A 17,567-nucleotide genomic window follows, 5' to 3' on the forward strand; every position below is an offset into this window, starting at 1 on the left:
CGCGAGGCGCCGCCGCGCGTCGGCCGATCGGCATATGGCCCCGTCACGTGGAGCGGCGTAGACTTGCAGGATCGCGTGTCATCGAGGTTCTCATGGCTGACACACTGCCCGATATCCGGCCCGTGCTGATCGTCGGTGCGGGGCCGACCGGCCTTGCCGCGGCGATGAGCCTCGCGCGAGCCCGCGTGCCGGTGCGCATCATCGATCGGCTTGCCGCGCCCGCGCCGCATTCGCGCGCGATCGGCATCCAGGCGCGCACGCTCGAACTGCTGGAGCAGCATCGCGCGGTCGAACCGTTTCTCGCGCTCGGCCATCGTGCGCATGCAGCCGCGCTCCATGCCGACGGCCGCGTGATCGCGCGGCTCGATTTCGATCCGCTGCACACGCGCTATCCGTACCTGCTGTTTCTCGACCAGACCGTCACCGAGCGCCTGCTCGCCGAGCATCTGGCCCGGCTCGGCGTGACGGTCGAGCGCGGCGCGACGCTGACCGCATGCGATGCGGGCGGCGCGTCGCTCGACGTGTCGATCCGCCGCGCCGACGGTCGTGACGAATCGTTCGCGCCGTCGTACCTGATCGCCGCCGACGGCGCGCACAGCACGGTCAGGCATCTGCTCGGCCTGGGCTTCACCGGGCAGGCGTTCGAGCAGACGTTCCTGCTCGCCGATTTCGCGGCGATACCCGACTGGCCGGACGAAGAGATCCACCTGTTCGCGACGCCCGAAGGCATGGCCGGCCTGTTTCCGATGGGCGGCGGCCATTACCGGCTCGTGGCTGACCGGCCGCCCGGCAGCGACGCGTCGTCCGATGCGCCGGTCCCGTCGCTCGCGGAATGCGACGCTATCGTGCGTGCCCGTGCCGGCGCGTCGATCTCGCCGAGCGATCTCGCGTGGTCGTCCTATTTTCACCTGCACAGCCGGATGGTCGACCGGCTGCGTCACGGCCGCGTGTTCTTCGCGGGCGACGCCGCGCACGTCCACAGCCCGGCCGGGGCGCAGGGCATGAACACCGGCATCCAGGAAGCGTTCAATCTTGGCTGGAAGCTCGCGCGCGTGCTCGGCGCGGGCACGCCCGAACGGCTTCTCGACACGTATCACGCGGAACGTCATCCGATCGAGCGCGACGTGTTGCGGCAGACCGGTTTCGTCACGCAGGTCGTCGAAGCCGAGCGCGGCGCGATGAAGCTGCTGCGCGATCATGTCGTGCCGCTGCTGGCGTCGTTCGGGCCGATGCGCGACGCCGTGCGGCGTACGGTCAGCGAACTCGGCGTGCAGTACCGGAAGAGCCCGCTCACGCTGGAGCGCGTGCTCGACGGCGGGCCGCGCGCAGGTGAGCGGGCACCCGATGCATATGTGCGCGTGGTCGACGGGCCGCTCGGTCAGGCGCCCGGCACGGCGCGGCTATACGACCTGCACGATCCGGCGAGCTTCACGTTGCTGCTGCTGGAAGAGCCGCCGGACGCCGACGCCGGCGCGTTGCCGCCGATACCGGCCGATGCGCAAGTGCTCGCGCAGGGGCTCGAACGGATCATGCCGGACGCGGTGCGCGTCTGGCGCGTCACCGATGCCGAAGGCGGGGACGCCGGGCTTGCGCAGGAATACGGTCGCTCGCGGCCGTCGTTTTACCTGCTCCGGCCCGACGGTTACGTGGCCGCGCGCGGGCGCACGGCGACCGACGCGAACGCGTTGCTGCGCCACTGCGAAAGCTGGTTCGCGGGCATGTCGCGGCCCGCGTAGCGGGGCGGTCAGGCCTTTGCCGCGGCAGGCACGAGGGACGCGCGGTGCGCGGCGATCGCGTCGCGCACGATCGGTGCCGCGCGTTGCGCAGCCTCGCATGACGGATCGTCGAGCGCCGCGAGAAGCGCGCGGCGCATCCGCGGCTCCCAGAAGCGCCGGATATGGTCGGCGATGCCGGCCAGCGCCTCGTCGCGATCGGGCATCGATTCGAAGAATGCGCCGATCTGGTTGGCCATGTCGATCAGGTGTCCGTTGTCCATCGCTTCCTCACTTGCCCGTGGTCTCGCCGGCGGTCGCGGCCGCACGGCGCTCGAGCAGATCGAGCTGCTCGGCGTTGAAGCGTGCGTAGGCTTTCTGCCAGTCGGACGGCTGCGCGACGGGTAGCACCTGGACGGCCGTCACCTTGTACTCGGGGCAGTTCGTCGCCCAGTCCGAGCTGTCCGTCGTGATCACGTTCGCACCCGATTCGGGGAAGTGGAACGTCGTGTAGACGACGCCCGGCTGCATGCGTTCGGTCACGAGCGCGCGCAGCACCGTCTGCCCCGCGCGCGACTCGATGCCGACCCAGTCGCCGCTGCGGATCCCGCGATCCTGCGCGTCGTGCGGATGGATCTCGAGGCGATCCTCCTCGTGCCAGCGGACGTTCTCGGTGCGGCGCGTCTGCGCGCCGACGTTGTATTGCGACAGGATGCGACCCGTCGTCAGGATCAGCGGATAACGCTGCGTGACCTTCTCCGGCGACGCGATGAACTGCGTGATCACGAACTTGCCCTTGCCGCGCACGAATGCGTCGATGTGCATCGTCGGCGTGCCTTCCGGTGCGTGCTCGTTGCACGGCCACTGGATGCTGCCGAGCGCGTCGAGCTTCGCGTACGACACGCCCGAGAACGTCGGCGTGAGTCGCGCGATCTCGTCCATGATTTCCGACGGATGCGCATAGTCCATCTCGTAGCCGAGCGCGCGCGACAGCATCAGGGTGACTTCCCAGTCGGCGTAGCCCGCGAGCGGCGGCATCACCTTGCGCACGCGCGAGATGCGGCGTTCCGCGTTCGTGAACGTGCCGTCCTTCTCGAGGAACGACGAGCCGGGCAGCAGCACGTGCGCGTATTTCGCGGTCTCGTTCAGGAAGATGTCCTGCACGACGATGCACTCCATGGCCGACAGTGCGGCCGCGACGTGCTGTGTATTCGGGTCCGACTGGACGATGTCCTCGCCCTGGCAGTAGAGCCCCTTGAAGCTGCCGTCGAGCGCCGCGTCGAACATGTTCGGGATGCGCAGCCCCGGTTCGGGTTGCAGCGTGGCCGACCACGCCTGTTCGAACTGCGTGCGCACGATCGTGTCGCTGATGTGCCGGTAGCCGGGCAGCTCGTGCGGGAACGAGCCCATGTCGCACGAACCCTGCACGTTGTTCTGGCCGCGCAGCGGATTGACGCCGACGCCTTCGCGGCCGACGTTGCCGGTCGCCATCGCGAGGTTCGCGATGCCCATCACCGTCGTCGAGCCCTGCGCGTGTTCGGTCACGCCCAGCCCGTAGTAGATCGCGGCATTGCCGCCCGTCGCATAGAGGCGCGCGGCTTCACGGACCCGTTCCGCCGGCACGCCCGTCACGTCGGCGGTCGCCTCGGGAGAGTTGTCGGCACGCGATACGAATTCGCGCCACTGCTCGAATGCGCGCGTCTCGCAGCGCTCGGCGACGAACGCGTCGTCGACGAGCCCCTCGGTGACGATCACGTGCGCGAGTGCGTTGACGATCGCGACGTTGGTGCCGGGGCGCAGCTGCAGATGGTGGGTGGCCTTCACGTGCGGGCCGTCGACGACGTCGATGCGGCGCGGGTCGATCACGATCAGCTTCGCACCCTCGCGCACGCGCCGCTTCAGCCGCGAGCCGAACACCGGGTGCCCGTCGGTCGGGTTCGCGCCCATCACGACGATCACGTCGGCCTGGCCGACCGACGCGAACGTCTGCGTACCGGCCGATTCGCCGAGCGTCGTCTTGAGGCCGTAGCCCGTCGGCGAGTGGCACACGCGTGCGCAGGTGTCGACGTTGTTGTTGCCGAATGCGGCGCGCACCAGTTTCTGCACGAGGTAGGTTTCTTCGTTCGTGCAGCGCGACGACGTGATGCCGCCGATCGAGTCGCGGCCGTACTTCTGCTGCAGCTTGCGGAATTGCGTTGCCGCGTAGGTGAGCGCTTCGTCCCAGCTGACTTCGCGCCACGGCTCGGTGATCTTCTCGCGGATCATCGGCTTCGTGATGCGGTCCTTGTGCGTCGCGTAGCCCCACGCGAAGCGTCCCTTCACGCACGCATGGCCTTCGTTGGCGAGGCCGTTCTTGTGCGGCGTCATGCGCACGACCTGCGTGCCCTTCATCTCGGCCTTGAACGAGCAGCCGACGCCGCAGTACGCGCAGGTCGTGACGACGGAGTGTTCCGCCTGCCCGAGTTGCACGACCGTTTTTTCCTGCAGCGTGGCGGTCGGGCAGGCGGCGACGCATGCGCCGCACGATACGCATTCCGACGCCATGAACGATTCGCTTTCGCCGGCGGCGACGCGCGATTCGAAGCCGCGTGCGGCGATCGTCAGCGCGAACGTGCCTTGCGTTTCCTCGCAGGCGCGCACGCAGCGGTTGCAGACGATGCACTTCGACGGGTCGTACGTGAAGTACGGGTTCGACTCGTCCTTGCGGTCTTTCAGGTGATTCGCGCCGTCGAAGCCGTAGCGCACTTCGCGCAGCCCGACGACGCCCGCCATGTCCTGCAACTCGCAGTCGCCGTTGGCGGGGCAGGTGAGGCAGTCGAGCGGATGGTCGGAGATGTACAGCTCCATCACGTTGCGACGCAGCGACTGCAGCCGGTCCGACTGCGTGCGCACCTTCATGCCCGCTTCGGCCGGCGTCGTGCACGAGGCGGGATAACCGCGCCGGCCTTCGATCTCGACGAGGCACAGCCGGCACGAGCCGAACGGTTCGAGCGAATCGGTCGCGCAGAGCTTCGGGACGTTGACGCCGGCTTCGATCGCCGCGCGCATCACCGACGTGCCGGCCGGCACGGTGACCGGCTGGCCGTCGATTTCGAGCGTGACGTCGGTATCGGCATGCCGTTGCGGCGTGCCGTAGTCGGTATCGTCGAACGGGTCGCGGGCACGCGCTTGCGCGGCGCTCTTGCACGCGCATTGGCCCGAGCCGCAGCCGCCTTGGCGGACGTTGTTCGTGTCGAGGGACATGCAGGGCTCCTTCTGGGTCAGGCCGCAGCCTTGACCGGACCCGACGCGGCGTCCTTGCCGGCGGCGAGCCCGAAATCTTCGGGGAAATGGTCGAGCGCGGACAGCACCGGGTAGGGTGTCATGCCGCCCATTGCGCACAGCGAACCGGCCAGCATCGTGTCGCACAAGTCGCGCAGCAGCGTGATTTGCCGCTCCGACGTGTCGCCGTGGCGGATGCGCGCGATCGTCTCGACGCCACGTGTCGAACCGATCCGGCACGGCGTGCACTTGCCGCACGACTCGATCGCGCAGAACTTCATCGCGTATTCGGCCAGCTCGGCGAGGTTCGACGTATCGTCGTGGAGCACGATGCCGCCGTGCCCGACGACCGCGCCGATCGCCGTGTACGCTTCGTAGTCGAGCGGCACGTCCCACTGGTGGTCGGGCAGGTAGGTGCCGAGCGGGCCGCCGACCTGGGCGGCGCGCGCGGGCCGGCCGCTTGCCGTGCCGCCGCCGAAATCGAACAGCAGCTCGCGCAGCGTGACGCCGAACGCGAGCTCGACGAGGCCGCCGTGGCGGATGTTGCCCGCGAGCTGGAACGGCAGCGTGCCGCGTGAGCGGCCCATCCCGTAGTCGCGATAGAACGCGGCGCCGCGCGCGAAGATCACGGGCGCCGTCGCGAGCGTGATCACGTTGTTGATGACGGTCGGTTGGCCGTACAGGCCCGCGAGCGCGGGCAGCGGCGGTTTCGCCCGCACGACGCCGCGCTTGCCTTCGAGCGATTCGAGCAGCGCCGTTTCCTCGCCGCACACGTACGAGCCCGCGCCTTTCGCGACGTGCAGCTCGAACGCATGCGCGGAGCCGAGCACGTGCTCGCCGAGCCAGCCGGCTTCGCGTGCACGGACGATCGCGGCTTCGAGCGTGGCGATTGCATGCGGGTATTCGCTGCGCACGTAGATGTAGCCGACCGTCGCGCCGGTCGCGATGCCCGCGATGATCATCCCTTCGATCAGGCAGTACGGATCGCACTCCATCAGCAGGCGGTCGGAGAACGTGCCCGAATCGCCTTCGTCTGCGTTGCAGACGATGTATTTCTGCGTGGCGCTGGCTTGCCGGACCGTGCGCCATTTGATGCCGGCCGGGAACGCGGCACCACCGCGGCCGCGCAACCCCGATTCGATCAGCGTTTCGCACGCGGCGTCGCCGTCGAGCGCGAGCGCGTTCTTCAGGCCGGCGAGGCCTTCGTATTGCAGGTAGTCGTCGATCGACAGCGGATCGGTCAGGCCGATGCGGGCGAACGTGAGGCGTTGCTGGCGCGCGAGATAGGGCAATGCGTCGACGAGGCCGACACCGCTCGGATGCGTGCCGCCGTCGAGCCAGTTCGCGTCGAACAGGGCCGGCACGTCGGCGGCCGACAGGTTCGCATAACCGACGCGGCCGGCGGCCGTGCCGACCTCGACGAGCGGCTCGAGCCACAGCAGCCCGCGCGAACCGTTGCGGACCAGCTCGACGGCGACGCCGCGCCGCTGCGCTTCCGCCGTGATGGCGGCGGCGAGCGCGTCGGCGCCGAGTGCCAGTGCGGACGAATCGCGCGGAACGTAGATGCGGGTCGTCATGCGGCCTCCGGGGTATGGGCGACCGCCTCGGCAAGCAGCGCGTCGAATTTCTCCGGCGTGACCTTCGCGTGCAGCACGCCGTTGACCGTCAGCGACGGCGATTGCGCACACAGTCCGAGGCAGTAGACCGATTCGAGCGCGACGTCTCCGGGCGCATGCGCGTTCGTGACATCGCCGTGCGGCGTGTCGAACCGGCAACCCGTGCGGGCTTCCGCATGCGCGGCCAGCGCTTCGCAGCCCATGCTGCGGCACGCTTCGGCACGGCACATCTCGATCGTCACGCGGGCGGGCGGCGCGGTGCGGAAGTGGTGGTAGTAAGTCAGTACGCCGTGCACTTCCGCGCGCGACAGGTTGAGCGCCCTGGCGAGCGGCGCGACGCAGCCCGGCGGCACGTAGCCCGCGTCGTCCTGGATCGCGTGCAGGATCGCCACGAGCGACCGGCCGGCGCGCGCATGGCGCTCGACGAGCGCGTCGGGCGCTTCGGAATTCGGGGACATCGGTTGTGCTCCTCCAAAATCTCATATGCGCTCTAAATTCATATAGTGCGCACTTCGACTTCGTTCTGATTGATTTTGAACAACGATAAGCGGAAGATTTGGCGGTCGCAATAGGAAATCGGAGTGCATAATTGGTTCGAATCGAATGCGACGCGTATCTGACCGTACGCGACACGGAAGGCCGTGCGGCCAGCCTGTCGGATGTCGCGCCGTTGCTGGAACTCGTGGCCGACACGGGCAGCATCGCGCAGGCCGCGCACGCGAAAGGGCTGTCCTACCGGCACGCGTGGGGCATGCTGCGCGCGCTGGAGGCGTGCATCGGCGGGGAACTGATCGAAACCGCGCGCGGCAAGGGCTCGACGCTGTCGGCGCTCGGGCAGGCGGTCGTCGATGCGCAGCGCCTCGCGCGCAGCCGGCTCGACGGTAACCTGCGGACACTGGCGGCCGAGGTGGCGAGCGACCTGAACCGGCGGCTCGCGCAGCGCGACGGCGCCGTGCGCATTCATGCGTCGCACGGCTACGCGGTCGCGACGCTCGTATCCGCGCTCGTCGATGCGCAGGCGGCTGTCGACATCAAGTATCGCGAGAGCGTCGAGGCCGTGCAGGCGCTTGCCCGCGGCGAGTGCGACCTGGCGGGCTTCCATCTGCCGCGCGGTGCGTTTCGTGCACAGTGCGCGCAAATCTACCGGCCGTGGCTCGACGATACGCGCCATGTGCTGATCCACCTGACTCGGCGCCAGCAGGGGCTGTTCGTCCCGCGCGGCAACCCGAAGCAGGTTCGCGGCCTCGCGGATCTCGCGCGTAATGACATCCGCTTCGTCAACCGCCAGCCGGGGTCGGGCACGCGCATGCTGCTGGACCTCGCGCTGCGCGCGATCGGCATTGATCCCGAGTGCATCGACGGCTACGCGTCGGCCGAGCTCACGCATTCGGCTATCGCGGCGTTCGTCGCGAGCGGGATGGCCGATCTCGGCTTCGGCGTCGAACCTGCCGCCCATCATTTCGGGCTCGATTTCATCCCGGTCGTCGACGAGGACTATTACTTCGCGTGCGAACGCGCGCGGCTCGACGCGCGGCCGCTTGCCGGCGTACTGGCGCTGCTGCGCGACGCGCGCTTCGTCGAGCGCGTCGCGCATCTCGACGGCTACGATCCGGCTGCGTGCGGAACGTTGACGAGCATCGCGACGGGGCTGGCCGGCGGCGACGGCGCGAGCGTGCCGGGCGGCAATTCGCGGTAACGCGCGCGCGATCGAACCGCGCTGCAGCAGCGGGGGATTTGCGCTACGCTTGCCGCTTGACCAACGTTCCAACAAGTACGCCGTTCAAGCGTCATCCCGCCATGAAATTTTCCGTTCCCCTCGCCGCGGCAGCGTTGACCGCGGGGCTGCTGGTCGCTGTTCCGCCGTTTGCGCTCGCGCAGAATTCCCCCGGTGTGCCTGGCGGTATCCTGAGCGAACAGTTTCGTCTGAACGAGCATCCGCAGATGCCGTTCGCAGCGTCAACGCCGTCGCAGAAATACCAGAGCGGCAAGAAGTCGGCCTTGCGCCGCAAGGGCGACTTGGGCGATCCGAACGGCTGCAACCTGAAGTGTCCGATGGATAGCCGGTAACCGGGCGGACGGAGTACGTCCGCAAGGGGCATGCGGCGCCGGTTCGCTTGACGGGCGTTGCGTCCACGTACTGGCCTGGCCGGTTGACCGGCGACTGCCGGAGTCCCGTGGGATTCCGGTTCTGTCCGAGCCCCGCGAAGTGTTGCCGCTTCGCGGGGCTTTTGCTTTCCGGCGGAATCTTCATGCGATTCGGTGTCGGGCGATGCCTGCATGCGCGCATCGTCGGCCTGATGGGGGATCTAGGGTTAACCCGTAAATCAGGAAGGATGTCTTCCAGAAACCTGCCTTATTCTTAAGCATCTGCCTACATAAACTTCGGGTTGTCAGCGATGAACAAGGTGTTCACCGCGAACACAGACAAATCTGGAGGTAGGTCATCATGAAGTCGCTCGTTCAAGCTGTTGTCGTTGCTGCCGCTCTCGTTGCCCCGGTCGTGTCGTTTGCCCAGTCGGGTTCGACGATCACCCGCGCGCAGGTTCGCGCCGAACTGGTCCAGTTGCAGCAGGCAGGTTACAACTCCGCTCGCGGCGAAGATCCGCATTATCCGGAAGCGATCCAGGCCGCAACGGCGCGTGTTGCCGAGCAACAGCGCAGCGCGATGGCGCAAGCGCAAGGCGCCGACGCCAGCGGTTACGGTGCACAGGCGCAGGGTGCGTCGGCATCGGGTTCGCGTGCAATGGGCGTGCGCCCGGCCACCGCTGAAGAAATGAAGTCGCTGTATCGCGGCAGCTAAGCCGCACATCGCCCGGTGTGCGTGAGTGCTGGTGCGACGACGCGTCCGGCACTGCGGCACCCGGGCCGGCCGCCGCCCGGCGCGATCGATGATTGTGCGGGCGCGGCAGGACATCCGTCACCTCCTGTCGCCGGAATACCGGTGGCATTCCGCCCGGCCCGTCCGTGGCTGGGCGCTTTTTCGGAAGGGGAAGGGTGCATGCGTTTGGCAACAAAAAACCCCGCAGACTTGCGTCATGCGGGGTTCGTGCGACGAGCGCGGAATTTGGTGGGGCGGCGTCACTCGAATTGTTGCGTGAAAGCCACGACAGTAAATGGTGAGTCGCATTTCGAAAGAAAAGTTGCCCCCAAAGTTGCCCCCGAGTTTGTCTCGCTGCTCCTGCTACACCACTCTTTTCTTCGCGGCTCCGCATCGGTCAACAGAAGCACTGCTACTCATCTCGTGGCGATGATGCATTGATCTTTCATACGATTGATTTAGCATCGCGCGATGCACTCCAGATCGAGTACCGGGCGCCGCGCCGGGCTATCGCTGCCGAGGAATTGCTGCGCTGCCGATACAGGCGCGGGTAACGCGTCCCCGACTGACTGGGAGGGCCGTTGAGCCGGGCCTTCGCATTCTTCCAGCGCGTCACAAGCCTGATTCGCAAGCAGCTCGAGCGAATCGCTTGGTCTTCGGAAGGGGATCACTCCGTTGACGATCTGACGAGCGAAACCTGGCTGATCGTGGACGAGCTCCACGCGGATCCTGATGCAAGTCCTGACCCGGACGACGAAGACCTGCGCGACATGATTGTCGCCCGGCTGCAGCGCCAGTTCGGGAAATTCGTCAATCGGAAGGAGCGGTTCGCGCTGCGCATCGATCGAGACGATATCGACGACGATGGCGATCTTCTGCCCAGTGCTGTCGGCGCGCGACTTTCAGCTCCAGAAAAATACGAGCCGCTCGTTGCGCTCGAGATGCGCGAAGACGCCGCGGTGGCAGCGCGCGCGATCAGCGATCGATTCTCCGAGGCCATCGCATATCTCCGTACATTCGAGCGGTTCGATGGTGACGCGGTGCGCGTGGCGACCTATCTGGCGATCGGAGCACGGACGCTCAATCGACGAGTGGCGCGCGCGGCGCGCATCGAGGAAACGCAGCCATCGATGTTCGATGGCATCGAAGCGATTCCGGCCGATTTCATGCCGCATCCTGGTCGTTGGAATCCGCCACCTCTCGCGCAACAGTATCGAGGAGCGTGCGCCATTGCTTGGCCTGTCCAACGGCAGTTGTTCATGCGCTATTGCAAGTTGTTTTTCAGTCGGCGCTGGAGAGGTCGCTTAATCGATACCGCGGATCGCTTTGAGTAACTCGGGCCATCCGATGACGAAGAATGGTAGCGGGCCTGGGAAGATGAAAAGTATGCCGGTCAAAATGGCGGTGATGTGATTGCCCTGCTGCCACGTTAGCGACAGCCCGTAGACTGGAACCACGGTTACGCCTAGCATCCAAACCAATAGCAGCAGTACTTTGCACGCGCGCGCGAACGAGAGCGACTTCGAAGCGACCAGGATCAGCACAACGAGAAGGAGCACTGCTCCGCCGACTTCGATGACTGCGTAGCCGATGCCGCGCGCAATTTCGTCCATGGTTCTCCTCTGCGTGCCGCGCAACGTGCGTTGCACTGGCGTCTCGGTTGTGCCGCTATCTTGCCATGGGTACCCAAGTTTACGAATTCCCTGTTGACGACTGTCGTTCGACGGGGCTACTCTGCAGTCGTCGCTGAGACAACAGCGGCCGGGCGTGGAAACCCGTGGACTACAGGCGGACGAGCCGCCGCAGACGCGGCTATTTTTTCGTCCGTTCGCTTCTGCACGCCAGTTTTCTATGGCGGGCCGGGCGAGGGCTAGCTTCGGCTGGGCCGGTTTCCTGTAGGCCGGTTTTCCACCCCTTGTCGTCGGGCCCGCCACCCTCACGTGGAAATGAGCGGCGGGTCTCCATGTCACCTACAGGAGGCCGCATCATGCGCCAAGCCATCGCTCGTCCCGAGCAACCGCAATCCCCACTCGAAATTATCCGCGCCGCCCTGCGCACCGCCGCGCTCGCGCCGACCTATCAGGATGCGCTCGACGCCACCGGCGACGCACTGCGCCTCCTGGCTGAAATCGTCCGCGCGGAGGTGGCGTGATGAGCGGCGAGAACTTCCTCGATTCCCGATTCCCGGTCTTCAGCGAACGTGTGTCCGATGCTGCCGCAGACGATTCGCTCGTTAGGGCCGGCCCGTTGCTGAACCACCTTGAACGCGCCTATGCGGTGGTCCATGGGCTCGAGCATATTTTCGCGATCGCGCGTGCGAATCTGGTTCAGGAAACGTCATATCGCAGTGCTGGGGAGGGTTGCGAAGTGGAGCCGCCCCTGCAGCCGACGACCGTGGAGGCGCTTCTTGCGATGGGCGCGGCCGTGTCGGGGATGCTCGTGCAGGATATCGGGGCACTGTCGGATTGGGCCGACGAATATGCGGTGCGGCCGGCACGCTCCGACACTGCGGCATAATCGTTTCACCGCGCCTAGCTCGACGGGGCGAAAACCGGGCTCCCTTACCCGGCCGGCGCGGCTTCTCCGAAGGGGCTTTGCGTGAGGGCGCAATGGGCGCTGACAGTGGGCGTGATCAACTCTCGCTCTGGATCGATGCGGCGCGCGATGGCGATATGGAGGCCGCGCGTCGACTCATCGAGGAGTTTTGTGCGACGGTCTGCCAGAACCGCGCGAACGGCGAGCCCGGTGGCATCCCCCTGGTCCCGTATACAGCGGTTGATGAGCGGCTGCTCGACTATCTCGTGGAGAGCCTTCGAGGTGACAGCGGGGTAATGCTGCGCCCCGCCGTTCAAGGGCGACGTGGCCGTCCTGCATCTAGCGAAGCGCGCGAAGAATCGCTTGCACGCGGCCAGCACGTTCACGACCTGCTGCGAATTGCGAAGCGCGTCCCCGCGTTGCTGCGACCTCTCGACGACCCTTTCACAGTTGAGAGGGCAATCCAGTGGGTAGCCGATGGGAAGACCTTGGAAAAGGTCGCTTGGACCGAGCGCTATGCCCCGAAATTTACCCCGAAGAGCGCTGACGCCGTCAAGAAAGGCTATCAGGCATGGCTCGCGCTCTTGAGGGGTGTGCCATCTCAGGCGAAGGCGTCAGCGGAGGATGCTGAATAGCGCTCCGCGGCCTACTCCGCACGGTATTTAATTCGCGATTTCATACCGTGACCGTCGTTCAGGCGGTCGACATCATGGCTCCCATGTGCCGGTTTTGTCCGGCACTCCCGACAGGAGCCGAGAATGTCCGATCAGCAGCCCAAATCGCAGACGCTGATGCGTCGCAAGCAAGTCGAAGTCGAAACGACCCTGGCGCGCAGCACGATCTACGATCGTATGAAGGCGGGCACCTTCCCCAAGGCGATCCGCATCGGCGCCCGCAGCATCGTCTGGCGGCGCGCAGACATCGACGCATGGCTGGCTGACCCGGCCGGCTACCGTGTTCCCGAAAACGCGTGAGGCGCGCCATGACGGCAAACCTTGCGACTCGCGCGCGCCGCGTTGGTACGATCCAGTTGCGAAGCTGGTCGACGCGCGCCGCCATTCGCTCTTCGGCCGCACTCGGGCGATCTATCGATGACCACGCGCGCGAGTTGCGTATCGACGCGCTCGGGCGGCTGATGTGCGCCGCCGGCACGCGCGTCCTGCGCGCTCGCTGCAGCTATCTCATGCGTCTGGAAATCCGGCACCGTAGCGCGGTGCAGATCCGGCGCATGAAAGATGCGATGGGGCTGCCGGTATGACCCGCCCATCGTTCCAGTTTTACCCGGGCGACTGGCAGGCGAACAGCAACCTGCGGCGCTGCACACACGCTGAGAAGGGCGTGTGGATCGACGTGATGTGCCTACTGCACGACTCGGAGGAATACGGCGTTCTGCGCTGGCCGCTCAAGGAGATCGCACAGGCGATCGGCGCGCCGCTCGTGACGCTCAGGGCCATCGTTAGCAAGGGCGTGTTGAAGGGCGCCGACAACGGGCAGCCGTGTACCGCGTGCATCTACGTGCCGCGCTCCGGCCGCCGTGACGGCGAGCCGGTGACGTTGGTTGCCGAGCAGGAAGGGCCGATCTGGTACTCGTCGCGGATGGTCAAGGACGAGTACGTGCGTTCGGTTCGTGGCGAGTCGTCGCGATTTCAGACCGACGACAGCGTATCGAAGGGTGCACCAAAGCCCCCGTTGGGTGATAGCACCAAAGCTTCACCAAAGCCCCCCTTGGGTGACGGCTCTTCTTCTCCATCTCCATCTCCATCTCCATCTTCAATAAAAAACATATCGTCACCTCGCGGTGACTCGGCATCGCCCAATGGCTCATCCGAGTTCGGTCGCTTCTGGGATGTATGGCCGTCCACGGGCCGGAAGGTGGCGAAGGCCAAGTGCCGGGAGAAGTGGCGGGGGGCTTGTCTGGATGCCATCGCCGAGCAGGTAATCGGACACGTGGTAGCGATGAAAGCGACCCGGCAATGGCTGGACGGCTACGAGCCTGCGCCCCTGACATACCTCAATCAACGTCGCTGGGAAGACGAGTTGCCGCTTGGTGCTGGCGCGGCAAACGGCCAAGCCTTCGACCCTTGGGCGCCCGTGTCATGAGCCATCGCTATCCCTCCAACGGTGCCGCGCTCGTGTCCATGCGCCGAGCCGGTCGGGTGCCGGAACTGCCGGTCCTCGTGACGCTCGCAGGGCCGCTGCGTTTCGACAACGTGACGCTCTCGGCCGCCGCCGGCCAGCCCTACGACTGGCGTCCTGTTGCCGCGCTCGACGTCGAGGTATTCGCGTCGGCGGATGTGCCCTGGAGCGATCTGCTGCGCACGCTCGCTGACATCGCGGCCGTGGTGCCCGACACGCTGGTGCTCACGTTCCGCGAAGGGCCGCGCGTGCATTGCGGCGAGAGGCGCACGGTGCCGGGCGAGGACTTCGCGCTCTTCGACTGGTTCCCGATGCCGATCGCGCCGATGTGCTGGCCGGCATCGCACACGCTGGCGCGCCGCCTATTCGATGCCCTCGGCGACACGCTGCCGAATCCCTATGACCACGCGTGCGAGCTCGTCGTGCAGCTCGCGGCCGAACGAAACGAAAACACCAAGGAGGTGAACTGATGGCTCGAACTATTCCCGATTCGATCGACTGGAACGCCTACGTCAATGACGCGGACGACGGTCGTGCCGATGTGCGCCCGGCGTCCGAATTCATGGACGACGTTATCCGCATGTTCCACGGCGCCGAAGAAGTGGCCGGCGACCCGTCGCCGTGGCCCTCGGTGGGCGACAACCTCAAGTTCCGCTCAGGCGAGGTAACGCTCTGGGCCGGCGTGAACGGACACGGCAAATCCGGCGCGCTCGGCTACGTAATGTTGGATGCGATGGCGCAGGGTCGCCGCGCATGTATCGCATCACTCGAAATGCCAATGCAGGCGACCATGAGTCGGATGTGCACGCAGTCGTCCGGCGGCGCATCGCCATCCATCGACCACATCACGAAATTCCACCGCTGGACTGATGCGCGCCTCTGGCTGTACGGGCATCGCGGTGCGATGACGAGGGACCGAATGGTCGCGGTTACGCGGTACTGCCGGAAGGAGTTGGGCGTCGACCACATGGTCATCGACAGCCTCATGAAGTGCGGCATGGCGCCGGACGATTACGCCGGGCAGGCGCGCTTCGTCGATTCGCTTTGCGTGTTGGCTCGAGATACCGGCGTGCATATCCATCTCGTGCATCACATCCGCAAGGGCGACACAGAGAAATCTGCGCCGGACAAGTTCGATATCAAGGGCGCCGGCGAAATCACGGACCTGGTCGACAACGTGCTGATCGTCCATCGCAACAAGCATAAGGAAAACAGCGTTCAGGCGGCGCGCCAGCTTCAGGACGAGGCGAAACGAGCCGCGAAGATTGAAGAGCTGCGTCGCGTTCCCGACGTGCTCTTGCTCTGCGAGAAGCAGCGCCACTTCGCTTGGGAGGGGCCGACGCGACTTTGGTTCGACAAAGCGAGCCAGCAGCTCAGAGATGACCCAAACGCGCCGGGCCGGTATCTGGATCTCGCTTCCGGTGCATGGAAGCACGAGTGGAAGCGGTAATGGCTCTGATCGGTGAGGCTGAATTTAGCAGGGGGAAATCAGGGCGATGACCCAGTTCAAGAAGGGGCAGAGCGGCAATCCGGCCGGCAAGCCGAAGGGCACGCGCGACAAGCGCACCGCGCTGCGCGAGTTGCTCCAGCCGCACGCCGTCGACCTGGTGGCGAAAGCTGTCGAGCTCGCCAAGGCGGGCGATACGACTGCGCTGCGCATCTGCATCGATCGATGCATCCCGGTAATCAAGGCGAAGGATGCACCGGTCGATCTGCCTGAGTTGACGGGCTCGCTCGCCGAGCAGGGGGCGGCGGTCATGCATGCGATGGCGGGCGGACGAATCACGCCGGACGAGGCGAATGCGGTGATGCAGGTCATCTCCGCGCAGGCACGAATCATCGAAGTGGACGAGCTCGAGAAACGGCTCGCGGTCTTGGAGGGCAAGGACGATGGCAACTATCAATCTCAAAGCACGCATTAGGCGCCTCGAGCGTGCCGCACGCGGGCTCAGCGCTGGGAGTGGCATCGAGACCTTGGTCGTGCGGATCCGCCGTTTGTCGGCCTCTGGGGGCGCCTTCACGGGAATCAGCGCTAACGGCGAGTTCTTCCCATGTGCACCGGATGAAGCAATCTCCGAAACCGAGCGGCGTGCCGTCGATCTCGTCAGTCGGCAGCGCCGGCCGGTCGAGTCGCGCCGACAGGTGGTTCTCCTGCGCATGACGCCCGTCGAGGAGCTTCCGGAATGAGCGAGACCATGAGCAAACCGGACATGGAACTGATCATCGGCCATGCCACCGACGACACCGAGCCGCTTTCCGAGCGTGCGCTGAAATTCGCGCTGACCGAGCACATGGTCTTGGAGGCGATCCTGGCGCACAAGCGCCCGGGATTGCTGTTCTCGGGCGGCAAGGACTCGCTCGCGTGCCTGAACCTGGCGCGCCGCTACTGGCGCTGGCTGACGGTCTTCTGGGCGAACGCTGGCGACCCGTATCCCGAAACCATTGAGCAGATGGAACAGATCCGGAAGCTCGTGCCGAACTTCATCGAGGTGAAGGGGCCCGGCTACATTCGAGGACACGCGCCCGAGCAGACCTTTCCAGCCGACATGGTGCCGTTGAGCGCAACGCCCGCCGGGCGCATGGCCGAGGCGTCGGCGCCGAGATTCAAGATTCATTCGAAGTTCGATTGCTGTTGGAGCAACTGGTGGCTACCGCTCCACAACGCGATCAACGCACATGGCGTCGATCTGCTGATCCGGGGCGATCGTGCAGACGAGAAACTGACGAATAACGTGCTCTTGAACGCGGAGCCCGATCCCAACGGGGGCGCGTATCTGTTCCCCTTACGCGATTGGTCGAGAGAGGACGTGTTCGCCTACCTGCGTGCCGAGGGCGTCGAGGTTCCCAGGTCGTATGAATACGGTCTCGGCTCGCTCGACTGCATGCATTGCACGGCGTGGCTGAACGAGAGCGGCAACAAGCTTCGCTATCTGCGCGACTTCCATCCGGAGGCCGCTGTCGAATACGAGCGCCGCCTGCGGCTGATCCACGACGAGCAGGAGCGGCACATGCGCCTGACGAAGATCGCGCTCGGCGAGCTCCTTTCCGACGTCGGCGAGGGGAGGGGGGATTGAGGGCCCGCAAGAACCCACCGCCGTTCACCTTCGAGAATGTGCTGCGCGACCTGGTGCCCGGTCGCGTCTATTCCGCAGAGGCGATTTCCCTCAAGTTCGGGATACCCGCCGACGCGGTGCGGCCGGCGATGCTCGGCGCGATCATGCTCGGCAAGGTCAAAGAGCGGCCACGGCGGCGTGGCTTCCGTGTCGGCTACTGGATCCCCGAGGGTGAGCCGCCAAGCATCGCTGGCCGCCGTATCGGGCCGCTGGTGCGCACGCACGGCATCGGTGAGCTGACGGGCTATACCGAGTCGCTCCGGCGGTTCCACGACCTCTGCATGGCGATCCCGCGGTTCCGATAGTGCTCAACACGGAGGCGGCGCTCTGCCGGGAACGGGTAAGCTCTCGGGGAGCGTAGCGAATTGGCGGCAGA

At 66.0% G+C, this 17,567-nt stretch carries 21 protein-coding genes; 16 read left to right on the plus strand and 5 right to left on the minus strand.

Translation table 11 applies throughout. The features are described 5' to 3' along the window. The first annotated feature begins 92 nt into the window (after positions 1-92). A complete protein-coding gene (locus ABY44_RS21955) occupies positions 93-1,736 on the plus strand; it encodes an FAD-dependent monooxygenase (RefSeq protein WP_060174701.1) in 1,644 nt (547 codons plus the stop codon). An 8-nt stretch (positions 1,737-1,744) separates the two neighbouring features. Here the strand turns inward: ABY44_RS21955 and ABY44_RS21960 are convergent, their stop codons facing one another. Genes ABY44_RS21960 through ABY44_RS21975 form a run of 4 tightly spaced genes read right to left on the minus strand, consistent with a single transcriptional unit; the run spans position 1,745 to position 7,047 of the window. Then, positions 1,745-1,996 (minus strand): formate dehydrogenase subunit delta, encoded by a 252-nt coding sequence (locus ABY44_RS21960; RefSeq protein ID WP_027788075.1) that lies wholly within the window; start codon positions 1,994-1,996, stop codon positions 1,745-1,747. 7 nt (positions 1,997-2,003) lie between these two features. Next, entirely contained in the window at positions 2,004-4,955 is a 2,952-nt protein-coding gene (gene fdhF, locus ABY44_RS21965; RefSeq protein ID WP_060174702.1) for a formate dehydrogenase subunit alpha, read from the minus strand. Positions 4,956-4,972: 17 nt separating this feature from the next. After that, entirely contained in the window at positions 4,973-6,550 is a 1,578-nt protein-coding gene (locus ABY44_RS21970) for a formate dehydrogenase beta subunit (RefSeq protein ID WP_060174703.1), read from the minus strand. Further along, the gene (locus tag ABY44_RS21975) at positions 6,547-7,047 is read right to left on the minus strand and encodes an NAD(P)H-dependent oxidoreductase subunit E (RefSeq protein WP_060174704.1); all 501 of its coding nucleotides are present in this window, start codon (positions 7,045-7,047) and stop codon (positions 6,547-6,549) included. The genes ABY44_RS21970 and ABY44_RS21975 overlap by 4 nt, the downstream gene beginning before the upstream one ends. 131 nt (positions 7,048-7,178) lie before the next feature. Between ABY44_RS21975 and ABY44_RS21980 the strand changes: the two genes are divergently transcribed. The 4 genes from ABY44_RS21980 to ABY44_RS21995 all read left to right on the plus strand — a co-directional run bounded on the left by ABY44_RS21980 (position 7,179) and on the right by ABY44_RS21995 (position 10,741). Then, positions 7,179-8,285: a substrate-binding domain-containing protein gene (locus ABY44_RS21980; RefSeq protein WP_060174705.1), complete on the plus strand. Its 1,107-nt coding sequence runs from the start codon at positions 7,179-7,181 to the stop codon at positions 8,283-8,285. 101 nt (positions 8,286-8,386) lie between these two features. Continuing rightward, positions 8,387-8,656: a hypothetical protein gene (locus ABY44_RS21985; protein WP_060174706.1), complete on the plus strand. Its 270-nt coding sequence runs from the start codon at positions 8,387-8,389 to the stop codon at positions 8,654-8,656. Positions 8,657-9,035: 379 nt separating this feature from the next. Then, positions 9,036-9,389: a DUF4148 domain-containing protein gene (locus tag ABY44_RS21990; protein ID WP_027788069.1), complete on the plus strand. Its 354-nt coding sequence runs from the start codon at positions 9,036-9,038 to the stop codon at positions 9,387-9,389. Between the two features lie 599 nt (positions 9,390-9,988). Further along, positions 9,989-10,741, plus strand: a complete 753-nt coding sequence (locus ABY44_RS21995; RefSeq protein ID WP_081072613.1) for a hypothetical protein — start codon at positions 9,989-9,991, stop codon at positions 10,739-10,741. On the opposite strand, the gene ABY44_RS22000 is transcribed toward ABY44_RS21995, so the two are convergent. Next, positions 10,712-11,020 carry a hypothetical protein gene (locus ABY44_RS22000; RefSeq protein WP_060180692.1) on the minus strand — a complete coding sequence of 103 codons (309 nt, stop codon included), beginning with the start codon at positions 11,018-11,020 and terminating at the stop codon, positions 10,712-10,714. The two genes, ABY44_RS21995 and ABY44_RS22000, sit on opposite strands and share 30 nt — an antisense overlap. Before the next feature lie 374 nt (positions 11,021-11,394). Here ABY44_RS22000 and ABY44_RS22005 point away from each other — a divergent pair, with 374 nt between their 5' ends. The 11 genes from ABY44_RS22005 to ABY44_RS22055 all read left to right on the plus strand — a co-directional run bounded on the left by ABY44_RS22005 (position 11,395) and on the right by ABY44_RS22055 (position 17,496). Further along, positions 11,395-11,559, plus strand: a complete 165-nt coding sequence (locus ABY44_RS22005) for a hypothetical protein (RefSeq protein WP_185643676.1) — start codon at positions 11,395-11,397, stop codon at positions 11,557-11,559. Further along, the gene (locus tag ABY44_RS22010; protein WP_060174709.1) at positions 11,559-11,924 is read left to right on the plus strand and encodes a hypothetical protein; all 366 of its coding nucleotides are present in this window, start codon (positions 11,559-11,561) and stop codon (positions 11,922-11,924) included. Before ABY44_RS22005 ends, ABY44_RS22010 begins: the two co-directional genes overlap by 1 nt. Positions 11,925-12,016: 92 nt before the next feature. Next, on the plus strand, positions 12,017-12,577 hold the full coding sequence (locus tag ABY44_RS22015; RefSeq protein ID WP_015602309.1) for a hypothetical protein: 561 nt from the start codon (positions 12,017-12,019) through the stop codon (positions 12,575-12,577). A gap of 123 nt (positions 12,578-12,700) precedes the next feature. Then, on the plus strand, positions 12,701-12,916 hold the full coding sequence (locus tag ABY44_RS22020) for a helix-turn-helix transcriptional regulator (protein WP_060174710.1): 216 nt from the start codon (positions 12,701-12,703) through the stop codon (positions 12,914-12,916). An 8-nt stretch (positions 12,917-12,924) separates the two neighbouring features. Beyond that, on the plus strand, positions 12,925-13,200 hold the full coding sequence (locus ABY44_RS22025) for a hypothetical protein (protein ID WP_060174741.1): 276 nt from the start codon (positions 12,925-12,927) through the stop codon (positions 13,198-13,200). After that, positions 13,197-14,042 carry a hypothetical protein gene (locus ABY44_RS22030; RefSeq protein WP_431642016.1) on the plus strand — a complete coding sequence of 282 codons (846 nt, stop codon included), beginning with the start codon at positions 13,197-13,199 and terminating at the stop codon, positions 14,040-14,042. Before ABY44_RS22025 ends, ABY44_RS22030 begins: the two co-directional genes overlap by 4 nt. Continuing rightward, the gene (locus ABY44_RS22035; RefSeq protein ID WP_060174711.1) at positions 14,039-14,548 is read left to right on the plus strand and encodes a hypothetical protein; all 510 of its coding nucleotides are present in this window, start codon (positions 14,039-14,041) and stop codon (positions 14,546-14,548) included. The genes ABY44_RS22030 and ABY44_RS22035 overlap by 4 nt, the downstream gene beginning before the upstream one ends. Next, the gene (locus ABY44_RS22040; protein ID WP_060174712.1) at positions 14,548-15,528 is read left to right on the plus strand and encodes an AAA family ATPase; all 981 of its coding nucleotides are present in this window, start codon (positions 14,548-14,550) and stop codon (positions 15,526-15,528) included. The genes ABY44_RS22035 and ABY44_RS22040 overlap by 1 nt, the downstream gene beginning before the upstream one ends. 46 nt (positions 15,529-15,574) lie before the next feature. Beyond that, positions 15,575-16,000 (plus strand): DUF5681 domain-containing protein, encoded by a 426-nt coding sequence (locus tag ABY44_RS22045; protein WP_060174713.1) that lies wholly within the window; start codon positions 15,575-15,577, stop codon positions 15,998-16,000. A gap of 261 nt (positions 16,001-16,261) precedes the next feature. After that, positions 16,262-17,152, plus strand: coding sequence for a phosphoadenosine phosphosulfate reductase family protein (locus ABY44_RS22050; protein WP_060174714.1), 891 nt, complete (start codon positions 16,262-16,264; stop codon positions 17,150-17,152). Next, entirely contained in the window at positions 17,149-17,496 is a 348-nt protein-coding gene (locus tag ABY44_RS22055) for a hypothetical protein (RefSeq protein ID WP_060174715.1), read from the plus strand. The genes ABY44_RS22050 and ABY44_RS22055 overlap by 4 nt, the downstream gene beginning before the upstream one ends. The last annotated feature ends 71 nt before the right edge of the window (positions 17,497-17,567 follow it).

The organism is Burkholderia sp. ZZQ-2 (genome assembly GCF_050768715.1).
In the GTDB taxonomy this organism is placed as follows: domain Bacteria; phylum Pseudomonadota; class Gammaproteobacteria; order Burkholderiales; family Burkholderiaceae; genus Burkholderia; species Burkholderia cepacia.